Source organism: Xanthomonas sp. A1809 (genome assembly GCF_017746015.1).
GTDB lineage: Bacteria > Pseudomonadota > Gammaproteobacteria > Xanthomonadales > Xanthomonadaceae > Xanthomonas > Xanthomonas euvesicatoria.
Window position 1 is genome coordinate 58,752 of record NZ_JAGHWZ010000015.1, and the last position, 16,693, is coordinate 75,444.

Genomic DNA, 16,693 nt, shown 5'->3' on the forward strand with positions numbered 1-16,693 from the left:
AAGATGCAATGGCGGCTGCAGGAGCGCGCCTGAGCGCGACGGCTTCATCGGGACTGCCCGTCGCGCCCGGGTGCGCTCCTACGCGTGCGTGAACCTGTAACGGCTCACGCAAACGGTTGATCGATCGCCACCGACGGCGGCGTGAACCACTGCGCGCCATCGTCGGTCACGTGGAAATGGTCTTCCAGGCGCACGCCGAACTGTTCCGGCACCACGATCATCGGCTCGTTGCTGGCACACATGCCCGGCTGCAACGGCAGCGCATTGCCGCGCACCAGGTAAGGCGCCTCATGAATCGCCAGGCCGCAGCCGTGACCGGTGCGATGCGGCAACCCGGGCAATCGATAGTCGGGGCCGAGCCCGGCTGCCTCCAGCACCTTGCGCGCGGCCTGATCCACCGCCTCGCATGCCACGCCCGGGCGGATCGCTGCGAATGCCGCCGCCTGCGCGGCCTGCTCCAGGTCCCAGATGCGCTGCTGCGCGTCGTTGGCCGCGCCATAGATCCAGGTGCGGGTGATGTCGGAGTGGTAGCCCTGCACGGTGCAGCCGGTGTCGATCAACACCAGTTCGCCTTCGCGCAGGTGCTGCACACCCGGGATGCCGTGCGGAAACGCAGTGGCGTGGCCGTACTGCACGATACAGAAGGTCGATCCGTTGTCGGCGCCCAGCGCGCGATGCGCCTGGTCGATGAAGCGCACCAGTTCATCGGTCCCGATGCCCTCGTGTGCGATACCGGCCGCCAGCCGCTGCACCAGCAAGGTCATATCGCAAGCCTGCTGCATCAATGCCAGCTCGGCCGGCGACTTGCACATGCGGCAGCCATCGATGATCGCGCCGGCATCACGAATGGCCTTGCCCAGATGCGCACGCAGACCGGTATGCACGGCGAACGCAATGCCCGGGTCCAGCGCCAGGGCATGCGCATGGCGCTCGTCCATGGCCTGTACCACCAGTGCGTACGGGTCGTCGTGCTCTTCCCACAGGTATTTGGTCACCGGGATCTTCAGCACCGCATCCAGCGAGCCTTCCTCGAACATCGGGCAGATCAGCACCGGCTCGCCATCCAGCGTCAGCAGCAGGGCCACCAGACGCTCGCTCGCCCCCCACGGCACGCCGGTGAAATAGCGCAGCGACGTGCCGGCACCGATCAACAGCGCATCCACGCCATGCGCGCGCATGAGGGTGCGCGCACGCTCGATGCGGCGCTCGTATTCGTCCGTGGCGATCGGCGCGGCGCGTTGTGTCCACGGCGTCAGTTGCGCACGCGCTTGCGCAAGCGACAGCCCGCCGATCTGGCTGCTCATGCGCCGGCTCCAAGATCGGCCGTGCTCCATTGCCCATCGACCAGACGTGCCACGCCGCCCGGATTGCGCTGGCGCAGTTCGGCAGGCAGCAGTGCATCGGGCACCGCGTCGTAGCTGTGCAAGGCGGCAAAACGGCGGATGGCGCCGGGCATGCCCACCGCCGTGAAGCCCGGATGCCCGGTGCTCGGGAACGGGCCGCCGTGGTTCTGCGCCGCGCTCACGGCCACGCCGGTCGGCATCTTGCTGTTGATCAACCGCCCCACCCGCGCGCGCAATACCGGGGCAATGGTCTGCCACGCCGCATCGTCGCTGCCGTCGGCCGCGCGGTACAACGTGCCGGTCAGGTTGCCTTCGAACGCGGCAGCCACCTGTGCCATCTGCGCCACATCGGCTGCGCGCACCAGCAGGCTCACCGGGCCGAAGGCTTCGGCCTGCAGGGCGTGCGGGTTGGCCAGAAAGGCTTGCGCATCCACGCTCAACAAGGTCGGCGCATAACGGTAGCCATCCTCGCCGGTGTGTCCGCCGGCCAGCATGCTGGCGCCGGCGGCACGCAGGCTCGCCACACCGCGTTGCACGCCTTCTACACCGGCGGCGGAGAACAGCACCATCGGCATGGCCGCTTCGAAATGCGCCTTGGTGGCCGCAACGAACGCCTCGCCAGCCGCGCCATGCGGCACCACCACCACACCGGGGTTGGTGCAGAACTGCCCGCTACCCAGCGTGCAGGAGGCGAAGAATTCCTGCGCAAGCGCGTCGCCGCGTTCGGCCAGCGCGCCCGGCAACAGGAAGACCGGGTTGACGCTGGAAAGCTCGGCATAAAACGGCACGCCCGCCGCGTCTGCGGCCACCTTCAGTGCCAGCCCACCGGCACGGCTGCCAGTGAAACCGATCGCGCCCAGCCGCGCATCGCCCGCCAAGCGCAGGCCGACGGCAGTGTCGAAGTGATACAGCAGTTGCACCGCCGCCGCAGGCAGACCGGCCCCAACCAAGGCCTGATGCGCGAGCTGCGCCATGCGCTGGCTGGTGGCCGGATGCAACGGATGCGCCTTGGCAATGACCGGGTTGCGCGCGGCAATCGCCGAGGCGAAATCGCTGCCGGCAATTGCATTGAACGCGAACGGAAAGTTGTTCGGGCCGAACACCAGCACCGGTTTGCCCAGTGGCGCCAGGTGCGAACGCAGGTCTGCCGCGCTGTCGATGATGGGCTGGGTCCAGCTGTAGCTGCGCACGGCCTGTGCGGCCTGCCGCAGTTGGCCGCTGGTGCGCGGCAGTTCGTTACCGCGCAAGCGTGTGGGCGCCGGTAACGCCGTCTCGGCATGCGCCAGCGCGACCAGGGTCTCGGCATCGGCATCCAGCGCGTCGGCATAGCCTTCCAGAAAGGCCGCGATCCGCTCGACCGGTGCGGCCGCCAACGCCGCCGCCACTGACTGCGCCGCAACCACGGCCGCTTCCACATCGTCCGCACCACTGACCGGAAAGTACGGCCCGATCGGCTCGCCGGTGGCCGGGTCGGCAGCGCGGAAACTGCCGGTGGCGGCGCGGCTGGCTTGCCATTGCCCTGCCAGCAGGATCTCGGCTGCGGCCGCGGGAATGGAGTGGTTCGTCTCGTTCATTGCGGCACCTTCGGTGACAGGGAGGCAGGACCTGCGCTCGGTGCGCTGGCGGCAGACCAAAAAGACGATGAGGATGCAGCACTGGATGCCACATCCGCATCGGCCAACGCATCGCGGCGCGCGCAGGCAGGGCGCGTGCTACGAATCGGCACAACTGGCACCTGGCGCTCACCCGCAGGCACGACGGACCAGGGCAGCATCAGTGCGCCATCAAGACAATGTAGGCGCGGTGGCGATGGCATGGTCGATCACCTTCAAGGCGGCATCGCGCTCGGCGCCGGCCACCACCAGGCGCGGCGCACGCACCTGCTCGCTGCCCATGCCGACCTTGGCCTGCACCAGTTTGATCAGCTGCACGAAGGTGGGCACCGTATCCAGGCGCAGCAGCGGCAGGAACCAGTGGTAAAGCTCCCTGGCCGCCGGGTAACCGCCATCGCGGGCGAGTTCGAACAGGCGCACCGATTCCTTCGGATACGCATTGACCAGGCCGGCGATCCAGCCCTTGGCGCCCATGCTCAGGCCTTCGACGATGGCATCGTCCATGCCCACCAGCAGCGCCAGGCGATCGCCCAGCAATTCCTGCAGCGCAGCGAAGCGGCGCACGTCGCCGGAGGATTCCTTCACGGCCTGCAGGTTCGGGAATTCGGCGGCCAGCTCGGCGATCTGCGCCGGGCCGAAATCGGTCTTGTAGGCCACTGGGTTGTTGTACAGGATCACCGGCAGATCGGTTGCACCGATCACCGCGCGCACATGCGCGCCCATCTCGCGCCAGTCGGTGGAATACACGTACGGCGGCAGCACCATCAAGCCGCCGCAGCCGGTGTCCTTGGCCGCCTTGGCCAGCGCGACCGCTTCGCCGGTGGCCAGGCTGGCGATGCCCGGCACCACCGGCACGCGGCCGTTCAGGGCGGTGACCAGTGTGCGCAGGATCGCCAGCTTGTCTTCCACGCTCAAGGTCGCGGCCTCCCCCAACGAGCCCAGCGGCACGATGGCGGTGCAACCGGCATCCACCAGTTGATTTGCGTGCTTGCCGAGGAAGTCGTGGTCGATGTCGCCGTTGGCGGTGAACGGGGTGGTGATGGCCGGCAGCACGCCGTGCCAGAACGCAGCATTGCTCATGGATGTTTCCCTTGCGAGTCGGAAGTGAACGAGTCGGCCAGCGCCGCGAGGCGGACCGGGAACAACGGCGGCCGGCGGCCGGCGTCGGTAGAAAGATCGGGCGGGCAGCGCCCCAGTTCGGCCAGCGCAGCGCCGCAGATACGGCCCTGGCAGGCGCCCATGCCGCAGCGCGAGGCGAGCTTGGCGTCGCGCGCATCGTCGAAGCTGTCCAGGGCGGCCAGCGGTACGTCTTCGCAGCGGCAGATCAAGGTGTCCGCCTGCGCCAGCGTGCGGATACGCGGGTCAAGCGCGAAGTGCTGCTGCAGCAGATCGGCAAACGCACGCGCGGCGTGACGCCGTGGCTGCAGACGCAGCGCCGCCTCCGGTGCATCGGCCGCCATGTGTCCGGCCATCGCTCCTTCGATCAATGCGCAATCGCGCCCGCCGATGCCGCAGACTTCGCCGGCGGCAAAGATCTGGTTAACGCTGGTACGCAACAGCGCATCCACCTGCACCTGCTGGTGCGCGCCGCAGGCATGCAGCTGACAACCCAGCAATTGCGCAAGCTCGGTGTTGGGCACCAGGCCATAGCCCACCGCCAGTTGATCGCAGGCCAGACGCGTGCGGCCGCCGGGCCCGGCGAGCTCCACTTCGCGCAGCTGTGTGTCGCCATGCGCGGCAACCACGATGCTGCCGGCGCGATATTCCACTGCACGCAGCTGCAGGCGCAAGGCCACCGCCTGCGCGGCCTTGCCCGGCCAGCGCCACAACTGCAGTGCGAACTGGCGCAAGGCGGCCGGCGAGGTCTGTTCGTGAATGCCGAGCACCTGCGCGCCATGCCGTTGCAACGTGGCCGCACTGGCCAGCAACAACGGGCCACTGCCGGCCACCAGCACGCGCTTGCCCGCCAGCGGCCAGCCCTGCTTGGCCAGCGCCTGCGCGGCGCCGGCACCGGTGACGCCGGGCAAGGTCCAGCCTGGAAATGGCAACAGCAATTCGCGCGCACCGGTGGCCAGCACCAGGGCGGCGTAATGCAGTTGCAGCGTGCCGTCGGGGCCATCGGCCAGCAGCCAGCCCGGCTGCGCCAGCACAATCTGCGTGCGCGTCAGCACGGTGATCGATGCATTGCCCGCCACCTGCTGCCGCAATGCGCGCGCATCGGCCGGCGCGCCGTGTTGCACATCGCTGCGCCACACCTGACCGCCGGTACGTGGCTGCATGTCGACCACGCCCACGCGCACGCCTTGGCTGGCCGCCGCCTGCGCCGCCGCCAGCCCGGCCGGGCCGGCGCCGATCACCAACACATCGAAATGCAGCACGCGCTCAGCCATCGGTGCGCACCTGCATGCCATCGCATGCGTCCACCAGGCAGGCGCGTTGCTGTCCCACGCCATCGATGCGCACGCGGCATTCGAAACACACGCCCATGCCGCACAGGGGCGCGCGCGCTTGCCCACTGCTCGATTGGCGAAACTGCAACGTCGCCTGCGCCACGGCCGCCGCCACGCTGGCACCGGCCGGCACCTCGACCATGCGCCCGTCCACCTGCAGACGCACCGTCGCGCTCATGCGGGCGCTCCTTGCACGGCACGCGCCGGTGCGTAGGGCGCCGGGTCGATGGCCGGGGTGCGCCCGAGCAGGCTGTCCACGATCACCCGTGCGCTCCCCAGCGCCGTGGTGACCCCCAACCCCTCGTGACCGGCGGCCACCCACACATCGCGTCGGCCGGGCACCACCCCCAGATACGGGCGCCCGTCCGGCGTGGCCGGACGCAGGCCGGTCCACACGCGGATCGCCTGCAGCTCGCGCAGGACCGGCAGGTACGCAAAGGCGCGCTGCAACATCTGCTGCAGCACCGGCATCGACAAGGCGCGGTCGTGCTCGCCGAACTGGCGCGAGGAGCCGATCAGAATCTGCCCGGTGGGCCGCGGCTGCACATTGAAGGCCACGCTGGTGTCGTCGGCCCCGTGCGCCGAATCCGCATAGCCCAGTTCCAGCAGCTGATGCCGGATCAGCCCCGGGTGCCGGTCGGTGATCACCAAATGGCCCTTGCGCGGGCGCAGTGCCAGCTCGGGCAGCAACTGCGGCAAGGCCACACCGCTGGCCACCAGCACCGGCCCGGTGAGCGTCTGCCCATCGTCCAGACGCACCGCATGCGCCTGCAGCTGCACCACGCGGCGGCCGGCAAACAAGCGTGCGCCGGACGTGCAGGCCACGCCCACCAAATGCCGCGCGACCCGCGGCGGATACACCACAGCTTCATCGGGCACGCGCATGCCGCCAGCCAGCCCGGGCACCAGCTCTGGCTCCAGCGCATACAGCTGCGCGGCATCGATCGCTTCGGCATGCAGGCCTGCCGTTGCCAGGCGCGCGATCTTGGCTGGCACCGCCGCCAGTTCGCGCGCGTCGCGGGCCACCCACAGCGTGCCGCAGCGGCTGAATTCGGCGTCGCTGAGCGTGGCGAAGCGTTCCCACAGCCGCAGCGAATACGCCGACAACGCCAGCTCGGCGGGGTCGTCGTCCATCGCCACCAAATGCCCCATCGCCGCGGCCGTGGCGCCGCCGCCGATCGGTCCCGGCTCGACGATCGCCACGCGAAGGCCCTCGCCCGCCGCCGCTTCCGCGCAAGCGGCGCCCACAATGCCGGCGCCGATCACGATCAGGTCGTAACTGCGTCGCGTGTACGCGGCAGACGCGGCGGACCCGGATTCGGCAACCGCACCCAATCCAGGCGCCGCTGCCGACGCAGGCGTTGCAGCAGCAGTTCCTGCCATCGCAGCAGACAGTGCTGCGCCAGACGGCGTGACCGACGCAAGCACCGGTGCGGGCCGCTGGGGTTCCATCAGGCCACGATGCCCCAGGCGAACGGGTCCGCCGGGTCGATCACCAGTTGCGCGCGCGCGGTGATGTACGCCCGCCCACTGATGCGCGGTGCGATGCCACGCCCGCTCAACCGATAATTGCCTTCGAAGGCGCTGCCCAGAATGCCTTGCTGCACCCAGCGCTCGCCTTCGGCCAACTTGCCGTCCGCCGCCAGGCAGGCCAGCTTGGCGCTGGTGCCGGTGCCGCATGGCGAGCGGTCGTAGGCCAAGCCCGGGCACAGCACGAAATTGCGCGCCACGCCGCTACCGTCGGGCGCAGCGCCGTTGACTTCGATATGGTCGATCTCGCCACCTGCCTCGCCAGTGATCCCGGCCGCTTCCAGGGCCAGCCGAACCGCCTCGGTATACGCGGTCAGCTCGCGCTGGTGCGCCAGGTCCAGCGCGCACGGCGCATGCTCGGTGATGAAAAACCAGTTGCCGCCCCAGGCCACGTCGCCGCGCACCCGGCCATGCCCCGGCACCTCCACCTCGACCCCGCTGGCAAAACGATAGCTCTCGACATTGTCTACCGACACCGTGCCGTCGTCGGCCAGCTCCACGCCCACCGTGCCGACCGGTGTCTCGATCCGGTGCTGGCCCGGCGCGATGCGCCCCAGTTCGGCCAGCGTGCGCACCACGCCAATCGTGCCGTGCCCGCACATGCCCAGGTAGCCGACGTTATTGAAGAAGATCACCCCGGTGCAGGCGCTCGGGTCGCGCGGCGGCAGCAACAAGGCGCCTACCATGGTGTCCGACCCACGCGGCTCGCAGGCGATGGCGCTGCGCCAGTGGTCGAACTCGCTGCGAAAGCGTTCGCGGCACTGCGCCAGGTCGCCATCGCCCAGATCTGGAAAACCGGAAAGGACCACGCGGGTAGGCTCGCCAGCCGTGTGGGAGTCGATGACGTCGATGGTGTGCATACCCCATGCTCCCACTGCCGACCTGCGGGCGACTAGCGTTCAATGCCAAGTGAAAATGCGGAAATCCGCACAATCATCAACCCGAATCACAACCGCGCGTTTGCGCTAGGATCATTGCTGGGCTGCACCGTCGTGCAACCGTCTAATCGTGACCGCTACCATGACCCTGATGGACCTCAACCTGCCCGCCCTGGAAATGCAGACGCTGTTCGATGCACTGCCGGATGTGGTGTTCTTCATCAAGGACAGCGAGGGCCGCTACACCCATTGCAACCTGACCCTGGTGCGCCGGTTGGGACGCAAGCTGCGCAGCGAGATCATCGGCCGCTCGCCGCTGGAAGTGTTCCCGTTGCCGCTGGGCGGCAGCTACATGATGCAGGACCGCCGCGTGCTGTGCGGCGAGCTCATCGACAACCAGCTCGAAGTGCATCTGTACCCCAACCGCCTGCCGGGCTGGTGCCTGACCTTCAAACGCCCGCTGTGCGAGGCCAATGAGGTGATCGGCGTGGTCGGCATCTCGCGCGATCTGGGCCAGCCCGACAGCCGACATTCCGCGTACGAACGCTTGAGCCAGGTGATGGAACACATGCAGGCCAACTTCGGCGACAACCTGCGCGTGCAAAGCCTGGCCGACCTGGCCGGGTTGTCGGTGGCGCAGCTGGAACGCCACTTCCGCCGCGTGTTCCAGGTCACCCCGCAGCAATTGCTGACCAAGTTGCGCATCGAATCGGCGATGCGGCTGCTGTACGGCGACGACAGCATCGCCAGCATCGGGCAACGCTGCGGGTTCGCCGACCAGAGCGCGTTCGCGCGTCAGTTCAAGGCCACCGTCGGCATGACACCGCGCGATTACCGCGCGCTCAAGGGTCAGTTATAAGGACACAACTTCGCGTTGACACATCGCTGGCACAAATGCCGAATTCGGCAGGATTTGCCATGCGCTGGCGCAGCCGGGGCAGTCGCCAGACCTGCGGGACTGCGCTGCATGCGATGCGCCCGGACGCGGCGCCGCGCTAAAGGCAGCGTCAAGGTGTCAGCAGGCCCGGATGATAGAATTTCGGGTTTCCCCTACTGCGTTGCCAATGGCCAGCTTTTTTCGCCGTAACAAGCCAACCACGCCCGACAGCTCGCGTACCTCGCGCTACAGCCTGGAAGAACTGGCAGCCGCATTCCCCACCGCGCCGTCTGCCGCCACCCCGGCATCGCCGGTCGACGCGCTGCCCACGGCCGAGCCAGGCAGACAGACGGCCGCAACGCCGGCTATTGCGCCTGTCACTCCTGCTCCGGCAGGCAGCGAGCCTGCGGCGCCAGCACCGCCGCAGACCACCGCCGCGCCAGCCGACCAGCTGGCGCAGGAAATCGCTGCACGCACTGGCCAGGCGCAGAGTATTGCCGCCGTCCCCAGCGCGCCTGCAACTCCTGCGGCGCCCGCGCCGACCGCATTGCAGGCGCTGCCAGACCCAATGCCCGCCAGCGCGCCCGGCGCGCCGGTCGTGGTGGTGCCGCCGGTCGTGGCGCAGCCGCAGACCGTTCCAACGCCGCCTCCCGTCGTGCCTGCCCAGCCGGCCACACCTTCGCAACCCGTCGCCCCTGCCGTGGTCGCACCGCCGGTGGCCGCTGCGCCGGTCTCGACGCCTGCACCGGCTGCTTCAGCTCCCGCCAGCGCGCCCCCGACCAGTACCGCGCCGACGGTCACCGCACCGGCCATCGTCAGTGCACCGCTGGCGAGCACGCAGGACGACAGCATCGTCGGCCAGCGCGACGCCCTCCCCGCCGCGCCGGCGGGAAAACCCGGCTGGCGCGAGCGGCTGCGCAACAGCACCTTCGCACGCAGCTTCGGCGGCCTGTTCTCGCGCAATCCCAAGCTCGATGACGACCTGCTGGATGAAATCGAAACCGCACTGATCACCGCCGACGTCGGCATCGGCGCCACCACTGCGTTGATCGACGGCCTGCGCAAGCGGATGAAATCGCGCGAATTCGTCGACGCCCAGGCTCTGTTCAAGGCCTTGCGTGCCGATCTCATCGCGCTGCTGCAGCCGGTCTCCAAGCCGCTGGTGATCGACCGCTCGCTCAAACCGTTCGTGGTGCTCACCGTCGGTGTCAACGGCGTCGGCAAGACCACCACCATCGGCAAGCTGGCCAAGCGCTTCAAGGACGAAGGCAACAGCCTGATGCTGGCCGCCGGCGACACCTTCCGTGCTGCGGCGGTGGCGCAATTGCAGGCCTGGGGCGATCGCAATGGGGTGGCCGTGATTGCGCAGGGGCAAAATGCCGATGCCGCGTCGGTGGCGTTCGACGCGCTGCAGGCCGCCAAGGCGCGCGGCACCGATGTGTTGATCGCCGACACCGCCGGCCGCCTGCACACCCAGACCGGGCTGATGAACGAGCTCGGCAAGATCCGCCGCGTGCTCGGCAAGATCGATGCCGCCGCGCCGCACGAAGTCCTGATGGTCATCGACGGCACCACCGGCCAGAACGCCATCTCGCAGCTGCGCCAGTTCCACGCTGCCGTGGGCGTCACCGGCCTGGTCGTGACCAAGCTCGACGGCACCGCCAAGGGCGGCGTGGTGTTCGCGCTGGCGCGCGAGTTCAATATTCCGATCCGCTTTGCCGGTATCGGCGAGCGTCCGGAAGATCTGCGCGTCTTCGACCCGGTCGCCTTCGTCGACGCGCTGTTGCCCGACGCTTTGGGCGGCTGATTGGAAGATGCCTGCCCGCACCTGCAACCGCTGTGCGCGCAGGCGCTACAGGCAGGTTGCACGGTGCGGCGGGTGCCATGCGATTGGTTGCAGGCAAGATGCGTCCTGGAGGTTGCCCAGCCCTTGCGCGCAGGACGCTGAAGGCAAGGTCGCGCGGATGCGTCAGCGGCCTGCTCCCATGCGCCGACACCACCGCATCGGGCTGGCGATGAAGGATCTTTCTGCGAACGGTGCCTGGGCGGAATGGCGGTTGCGCTGCAGCGAAGGGACGCCACGCACGACACGCGCAGCAGATCCACTCCCCCGTCCCGCCACTCTCGCCTCGCCTCCATCGCCAGCAAAGCTCATGCCAGCCGACCACGCCACTCCCTCCGCCGATGCCTTTGTCGACCGCCTGTTGCACTGGTTCGACGGCCATGGCCGCCATGATCTGCCCTGGCAGCACCCACGCACGCCCTACCGGGTGTGGCTGTCGGAAATCATGCTGCAGCAGACCCAGGTGGCGGTGGTCATTCCGTATTTCCACAAGTTCATGGCGCGCTTCCCCGCGCTGGCCGATCTGGCGGCGGCCGACAACGACACCGTGATGGCGCAGTGGGCCGGACTGGGCTACTACGCCCGCGCGCGCAATCTGCATGCCGCCGCCAAGCAATGCGTCGCGCTGCACGGTGGGCAATTGCCGCGCGACTTCGATGCACTGCTTGCGCTGCCGGGCATCGGCCGCAGCACGGCAGGCGCGATCCTGAGCCAGGCCTGGAACGATCGCTTCGCGATCATGGACGGCAACGTCAAACGCGTGCTCGCCCGCTTCCACGGCATTGCCGGGTATCCCGGCCTGCCGGCGATTGAAAAACAGTTATGGCAACTGGCCACCAGCCATGTTGCGCATGTCCCGGCTGGCCGCCTGGCCGACTACACCCAGGCGCAGATGGATTTCGGCGCCACGCTGTGCACGCGCGCCAAGCCCGCCTGTGTGCTGTGCCCGCTGCAGACCGATTGCATCGCACGCCGCGATGGCCTGGTCGAGGCATTGCCCACTCCCAAGCCCGGCAAGCAGTTGCCCGAACGCGAGGCCACTGCGCTGCTGCTGCAGAATGCCGAGGGCCACATCCTGCTGCAGCGACGCCCGCCAACCGGCATCTGGGCCGCGCTGTGGACGCTGCCGCAGGCCGATACCCACAGCGGCATGCGCGCCTGGTTCGCAGCGCATATCGACGGCAACTACGAGCGCGCCGACGAGATGCCGCTGATCGTGCACACCTTCAGCCATTACCGGCTGCATTTGCAGCCCTTGCGCCTGCGCAAGGTCGCGCTACGTCCGGCGGTGGGCGACAATGACGATCTACGCTGGGTAGCGCCTGCCGATCTTGCATCGCTGGGCCTGCCGGCGCCGATCCGCAAGTTGCTCGACGCGCTGTAAACGCGTGTCCCAAAGGAATCCGCATGTCCCGCACCGTGTTCTGCCACTACCAGCAAAGCGACGCCGAAGGCCTGGATTTCGTGCCGTATCCGGGCGAGCTCGGCCAGCGCATTTTCGCGCAGATCGGCAAGACCGCCTGGCAAGCGTGGCTGGCGCATCAGACCATGCTGATCAACGAAAATCGGCTATCGCCGCGCGACCCAAAACACCGCGCCTTTCTCGAAGCCGAACTGCAGAAGTTCCTGTTCGAGCGCAATGCCGACAAACCCGAAGGTTATGTGGCGCCGGTGGGTGACTGAGCGCGCGGAGGTGGGATCGGCAGCAGTAGTGACTGCCTTTACGGGACCAGTGCGTTTTCGGGAGTGATCGCGGGAACCTGCCTGTGGTGCAGCGCGTGCCGGAACGGCCAGCCACTCACCGACGTGCTATTCACCGATGTGGCCTGGATGTTCTCGCCGCAAGACAAGCCTGGTGATTTGGCCAACGCCCCGTGCAGGACGCGGGTGATCTGGCGGAGGCGACAGGCGCCTAGCTCCGCGGCCTCACGGCTGCCAGGCTGCTCCCCACGCCTGCGGCTGCGGGCGCTGCGCTGCGCTGGCGAACTGACGCCATCTTGAAACTGCAATCGCGGCTGCAGTGCGATGCCGCAGCGGCATCGCACTGGCGGTCTGCCGGCCTCAACCAACCCCGGTCGGCCCATCCAGCAACATGCGGATGCGCTTGAGCAGTTCCTTCTGCGTGTAGGGTTTGTCGACCACATCGAATTCGGCGCCGCCCACATCGGTGCGCTGGATGCTCGCATCGGCGTAGCCGGTGGTGAGCAGGATCTTGATCTTCGGCAACATGCGGCGCGCCTCACGGGCGAGCATCACCCCGTTCATACCGCCAGGCATGATCAGGTCGGTGAACAGCGCATCCACCTGCGGGGTCTTCTCCAGGACCTCCACCGCCTCGCGTCCGCTGGATGCAGACAGGACGCGGTAACCGGCGTTTTCCAGAAACATCCGCGCCACCACCGCCACGTCCTGCTTGTCTTCCACCACCAGGATGGTTTCGTTGCCCCCCTTGTCGATGGCGCGGCTCTTGGCGGCCTGCAAATCGTTTTCGAATTCGCTGGAGGCGGGGAAATACAGCCGCACCGTGGTGCCTTCGCCCACCTCGCTATAGATGCGCACGGTGCCGCCAGACTGCTTGACGAAGCCGTACACCATCGACAGGCCAAGGCCGGTGCCCTGCCCTTCCTCCTTGGTGGTGAAGAACGGTTCCATCACCCGGCTGACCACCTCCGGCGGCATGCCCGAGCCGGTGTCGGTCACGGCGATGCTGACGTAGCGGCCCGGGGACAGCTGGTGATACATCGCCAGGTCGTGGCCTGAGATCTCCACGTTCTGGGTCTGCACCGTGACTTCCTTGCGTTCTGCCTGCGCCATCGCGTCGCGCGCATTGATCAACACATTCAACAGCGCCACCTCTGCCTGGGTGGTGTCGATCTGGCAGTTCCACAGCCCTTCTTCCAGCGTCTGGCGCAGGGTGACGCCGCCCCCCAGCGCGCGCTCGGCCATGTTGGTCATGCCGGCCACCAGCCCGTTGAGGTTCACGACCCGCCCGCGCAGTTTCTGCTTGCGCGAAAACGCCAGCAATTGCTGGGTCAAGGTGGCCGCCTTGGCAGCGGCGGCCGCCGCGTGTTCGGCACTGAAGGCAATCCGCTCGGCATTCCCCGCGCCGGCGCTGGCCATCATCTGGATCACTTCCAGATGTCCAGACATCACCTGCAGCAGATTGTTGAAATCGTGCGCGATGCCGCCGGTCAGCTGGCCCAGCGCTTCCATCTTCTGCGCCTGGCGCAGCGCATCTTCGGCATCGCGTCGCCGGCTCACATCCAATTGCGAGCCGAAGAAATAGACCAGGTTGCCCTTGTCGTCGAACACCGGCGAGATGAAAAGCGCATTCCAGAACGAGGAGCCGTCCTTGCGGTAGTTCAGCACCTCGGTGGCAAATTCGCTGCGGCTTTCGATCGATGCGCGCACATCGCTGATGCTGGCCGGATCGGTCTCGGGCCCCTGCAGGAAACGGCAGTTGTTGCCGATGACCTCATCGGCGGCATAGCCGGTCATCTCCAGGAACGCGCGGTTGGCGAACACGATGGGGTTATCCGGAAGATGGGGGTCGGTCACCGTCATCGGCATGCGCGTGGTTTCCACTGCGGCAAAGAAGATGTCCGAGCGGTGCTTCTCGACAGGCAGGCCGCGTGTGTCGCTGATCTGAGGCGCCCGCAGCTCTCCGTGACCGGGATCGTTCAAGTGATGTTCTCCGCGGGGCCATTCCCGTGGCCACAGTCTAGTTGGGTCCGGTGAGGCGATTCGTCACATCCATGAGCATTTCCCGTACGGCCGCGCCCGCCATCGAACCGGATGCGCTGCGATAGCGCCATCACGGCGCAGGCCTGTAGGCAGAGAGCAGCACCGGCTTACGCGGGTCGGCGGCAATTTCCTTGTGCTCGCTCAGGCGCAGCGCTTGGGCATCGGGCGTGTCCTGGGTGTTCATTTCCCATGCTTCGATCACGCGCTTGTGGAACACGAAGACGCCGCGGCGGCGGTCGTAACGAAAGGTGATGTAGTCGGTCCAGTGTTGTCCGCACGCCACCGCGTTTTGCACGGTGAAATACGCGCCCTTCGCGACCAGGCCCTGGTCGCTGTCCAGAAATGGATCGCACTGCCCGCCTTCGTCGGCGTTGAAGATCACCCGCGTGTTGCGCGCGGCTTCCACAAACCCACCGCCGGCGTTTGCAACCAGCACCAGCAGGGTACGCGGCGGTGCTGCATGGCCAGGGCCGCGCAGCGTTTGTTCTGCGGATGCACGCAACGCAACCACGTAATCCTGCCGGCCATCGCCGGTGAGATCGGCGCTAGCGACACTCATCACCGACTGCCCGGCAGGTAACAGTCTGGCAGCACCGGCGGGCAGCGTGGCGGCGCCGGCTGACATGGCCAGCGTCGCGGTCGTTGCCAGCACGGTTGCCCACCATCGGCATCGTGTCGTCATCGCGGTGTCCTGGTCTGCGTCGGGGCTGCCAGCATAGCCGGCCGCTCCTGCCCCGCGCGCCGGCATCGGCGCGCAACACCTAGGGGCGTGTCGTCGCACGGTCGCCGCATGCCATTCGGCGCACGCGCGCGATGGAGCCGCAATCCTGTCGAGCGTCTGCCGCATTGCGTCGCCACACCGCGTTTTTCGCCTGTGAAGATCGCTCCTCAAGCCCGCTTGCTGGCTCACGCCCGGCTGTCGAAATCCCCACGTCCGATTGATGCCTCCACCGCGATGCTGGCCCTGCACCACGGCGTCCAGTGGTGCATTCCCCAACCGACGAGTGAGAATCTGCAATGGCAAATCAGAACGACAACAAGGGTGGCACCAGCAACCGCGGCTTTGCTTCGATGGACGAAGACAAGCAGCGCGAAATCGCTTCCAAGGGCGGCAAGGCGGCCCACGAAAGCGGCAACGCCCACGAGTTCACCTCGGAAGAAGCACGCGAGGCCGGCAAGAAGGGCGGCCAGGCGAGCGGTGGCGGCAACAACCGCTGAGCTGCGCAACACGGCAGGTACCAAGGCGCTTCCGCAAGGGCCGCAGCTCTTTCCGGAAGCGCGTTCTTTTCAAGAATCGGGCGGCGTCTCAGCTGATGCGACAGCACATCGGCACGCTGCCGCCCGATGACCACGATGTTCCGCACACACTCGCACCCCACCGTGCATGCAGCAGCGCCAGGCCCCCTGGATGGTTGCGCAGGCTTCGATCCACTGACGCAGCAGCAGACCAAGGTCCGCCGTGGCACGCAGTGAACGCGTTCGCCGCGGGCTCGGTGCGGTCGAATACGCCTACCCCGAGCATTTGCGCAGCACGCTCGAAACCTTGCCGACGACTGCCGGGGTGTATCTCTTCCACGGCCAGGACAGCGAACTGCCGTTGTATATCGGCAAGAGCGTCAACTTGCGGGTGCGGGTGATGGATCACTTCCGCACGCCACGCGAAGCCTCGCTATTGCGCCAGACCCGTCGCATCAGCGTGTTCGAAATGGCCGGCGATCTCGGTGCGCAGCTGCTGGAATCGCAGCTCATCAAATCGATGCGCCCGCTGTACAACCAGAAGCTGCGGCGCGTCCCGCGTCAGTTTTCGATCCGGCTGTATTGCGGCGACGTGTCCATCGTGCATTCGGCCGAGCGCGACCCGGCGGTCATACCGTGGCTGTATGGGCTCTATTCCAGCCCACGCGCCGCCCAGGAAGCGCTGCGGCGGCTGGCCGATCGCGACCGCCTTTGCTACGGGCTGCTCGGCCTGGAACGCGCCACCGATGGTCGCCCGTGTTTCCGCGCCATGTTGAAGCGCTGTGCCGGTGCCTGCCATGGCGCCGAATCGCTGGGCGACCACGAGATGCGTCTACGCGCCGCCCTTGAGCATCTGGAACAGGCCGTCTGGCCGTTTCCTGGCGCGGTGGCGTTGAAGGAAGAGGGCAAGCAGTTGCGTCAATTTCACGTGCTGCGCAACTGGCACTATCTGGGCAGCGCCACCTCGCTGGCTGCGGCCCGCAAACTGAAGACCGCACCCGGCGACTTCGATCGCGATTGCTACCGGATTTTGCGCAAGGGCCTTCAAACGCATTTGCACAACGTGGTGTTGCTGTAGGCACGACATGCGTGGCGTGTTCACTTGGGCACGCGCAGCAGGTGCTGAGTTCATGCGAGGCATCGCGCGGCGTGACGCCGGCCTGTCCTGTTTCCCCACCA

The 16,693-nt window shown here is 67.4% G+C and carries 15 protein-coding genes; 6 read left to right on the top strand and 9 right to left on the bottom strand.

Going from position 1 to position 16,693, the window contains the following annotated elements:
- Positions 1-104: 104 nt before the first annotated feature.
- From J7396_RS18375 to J7396_RS18405, 7 genes are all read right to left on the bottom strand, one after another.
- The gene (locus J7396_RS18375) at positions 105-1,304 is read right to left on the bottom strand and encodes a Xaa-Pro peptidase family protein (RefSeq protein WP_014090452.1); all 1,200 of its coding nucleotides are present in this window, start codon (positions 1,302-1,304) and stop codon (positions 105-107) included.
- Entirely contained in the window at positions 1,301-2,917 is a 1,617-nt protein-coding gene (locus tag J7396_RS18380; protein ID WP_209261869.1) for an aldehyde dehydrogenase (NADP(+)), read from the bottom strand. The genes J7396_RS18375 and J7396_RS18380 overlap by 4 nt, the downstream gene beginning before the upstream one ends.
- A gap of 210 nt (positions 2,918-3,127) precedes the next feature.
- Positions 3,128-4,036 carry a dihydrodipicolinate synthase family protein gene (locus J7396_RS18385; protein WP_209261870.1) on the bottom strand — a complete coding sequence of 303 codons (909 nt, stop codon included), beginning with the start codon at positions 4,034-4,036 and terminating at the stop codon, positions 3,128-3,130.
- Positions 4,033-5,346 carry an FAD/NAD(P)-binding oxidoreductase gene (locus J7396_RS18390; RefSeq protein WP_209261871.1) on the bottom strand — a complete coding sequence of 438 codons (1,314 nt, stop codon included), beginning with the start codon at positions 5,344-5,346 and terminating at the stop codon, positions 4,033-4,035. The genes J7396_RS18385 and J7396_RS18390 overlap by 4 nt, the downstream gene beginning before the upstream one ends.
- Positions 5,339-5,584, bottom strand: coding sequence for a 2Fe-2S iron-sulfur cluster-binding protein (locus J7396_RS18395; protein ID WP_008571374.1), 246 nt, complete (start codon positions 5,582-5,584; stop codon positions 5,339-5,341). Before J7396_RS18395 ends, J7396_RS18390 begins: the two co-directional genes overlap by 8 nt.
- The gene (locus J7396_RS18400) at positions 5,581-6,741 is read right to left on the bottom strand and encodes an FAD-dependent oxidoreductase (protein WP_209261889.1); all 1,161 of its coding nucleotides are present in this window, start codon (positions 6,739-6,741) and stop codon (positions 5,581-5,583) included. The genes J7396_RS18395 and J7396_RS18400 overlap by 4 nt, the downstream gene beginning before the upstream one ends.
- Before the next feature lie 116 nt (positions 6,742-6,857).
- Complete coding sequence (locus tag J7396_RS18405) at positions 6,858-7,796, bottom strand: proline racemase family protein (RefSeq protein WP_209261872.1); 939 nt, start codon at positions 7,794-7,796, stop codon at positions 6,858-6,860.
- Between the two features lie 160 nt (positions 7,797-7,956).
- Here J7396_RS18405 and J7396_RS18410 point away from each other — a divergent pair, with 160 nt between their 5' ends.
- The 4 genes from J7396_RS18410 to J7396_RS18425 all read left to right on the top strand — a co-directional run bounded on the left by J7396_RS18410 (position 7,957) and on the right by J7396_RS18425 (position 12,217).
- On the top strand, positions 7,957-8,673 hold the full coding sequence (locus tag J7396_RS18410) for an AraC family transcriptional regulator (protein WP_007965956.1): 717 nt from the start codon (positions 7,957-7,959) through the stop codon (positions 8,671-8,673).
- A 205-nt stretch (positions 8,674-8,878) separates the two neighbouring features.
- Positions 8,879-10,498 (top strand): signal recognition particle-docking protein FtsY, encoded by a 1,620-nt coding sequence (ftsY, locus tag J7396_RS18415; RefSeq protein WP_209261873.1) that lies wholly within the window; start codon positions 8,879-8,881, stop codon positions 10,496-10,498.
- A 346-nt stretch (positions 10,499-10,844) separates the two neighbouring features.
- Complete coding sequence (gene mutY / locus J7396_RS18420; RefSeq protein ID WP_209261874.1) at positions 10,845-11,918, top strand: A/G-specific adenine glycosylase; 1,074 nt, start codon at positions 10,845-10,847, stop codon at positions 11,916-11,918.
- A gap of 23 nt (positions 11,919-11,941) precedes the next feature.
- On the top strand, positions 11,942-12,217 hold the full coding sequence (locus J7396_RS18425) for an oxidative damage protection protein (RefSeq protein WP_008571381.1): 276 nt from the start codon (positions 11,942-11,944) through the stop codon (positions 12,215-12,217).
- A 378-nt stretch (positions 12,218-12,595) separates the two neighbouring features.
- Here J7396_RS18425 and J7396_RS18430 read toward each other — a convergent pair whose 3' ends face one another.
- Complete coding sequence (locus tag J7396_RS18430) at positions 12,596-14,218, bottom strand: hybrid sensor histidine kinase/response regulator (protein ID WP_209261875.1); 1,623 nt, start codon at positions 14,216-14,218, stop codon at positions 12,596-12,598.
- A 130-nt stretch (positions 14,219-14,348) separates the two neighbouring features.
- Complete coding sequence (locus tag J7396_RS18435) at positions 14,349-14,960, bottom strand: VCBS repeat-containing protein (RefSeq protein ID WP_136732703.1); 612 nt, start codon at positions 14,958-14,960, stop codon at positions 14,349-14,351.
- A gap of 335 nt (positions 14,961-15,295) precedes the next feature.
- On the opposite strand from J7396_RS18435, the gene J7396_RS18440 reads away from it, so the two are divergent.
- Together J7396_RS18440 and cho are read left to right on the top strand one after the other, a co-directional pair.
- Positions 15,296-15,496 (top strand): KGG domain-containing protein, encoded by a 201-nt coding sequence (locus J7396_RS18440; RefSeq protein WP_005914053.1) that lies wholly within the window; start codon positions 15,296-15,298, stop codon positions 15,494-15,496.
- 241 nt (positions 15,497-15,737) lie between these two features.
- Complete coding sequence (gene cho / locus J7396_RS18445; RefSeq protein WP_083347936.1) at positions 15,738-16,592, top strand: excinuclease Cho; 855 nt, start codon at positions 15,738-15,740, stop codon at positions 16,590-16,592.
- Positions 16,593-16,693 lie beyond the last annotated feature (101 nt).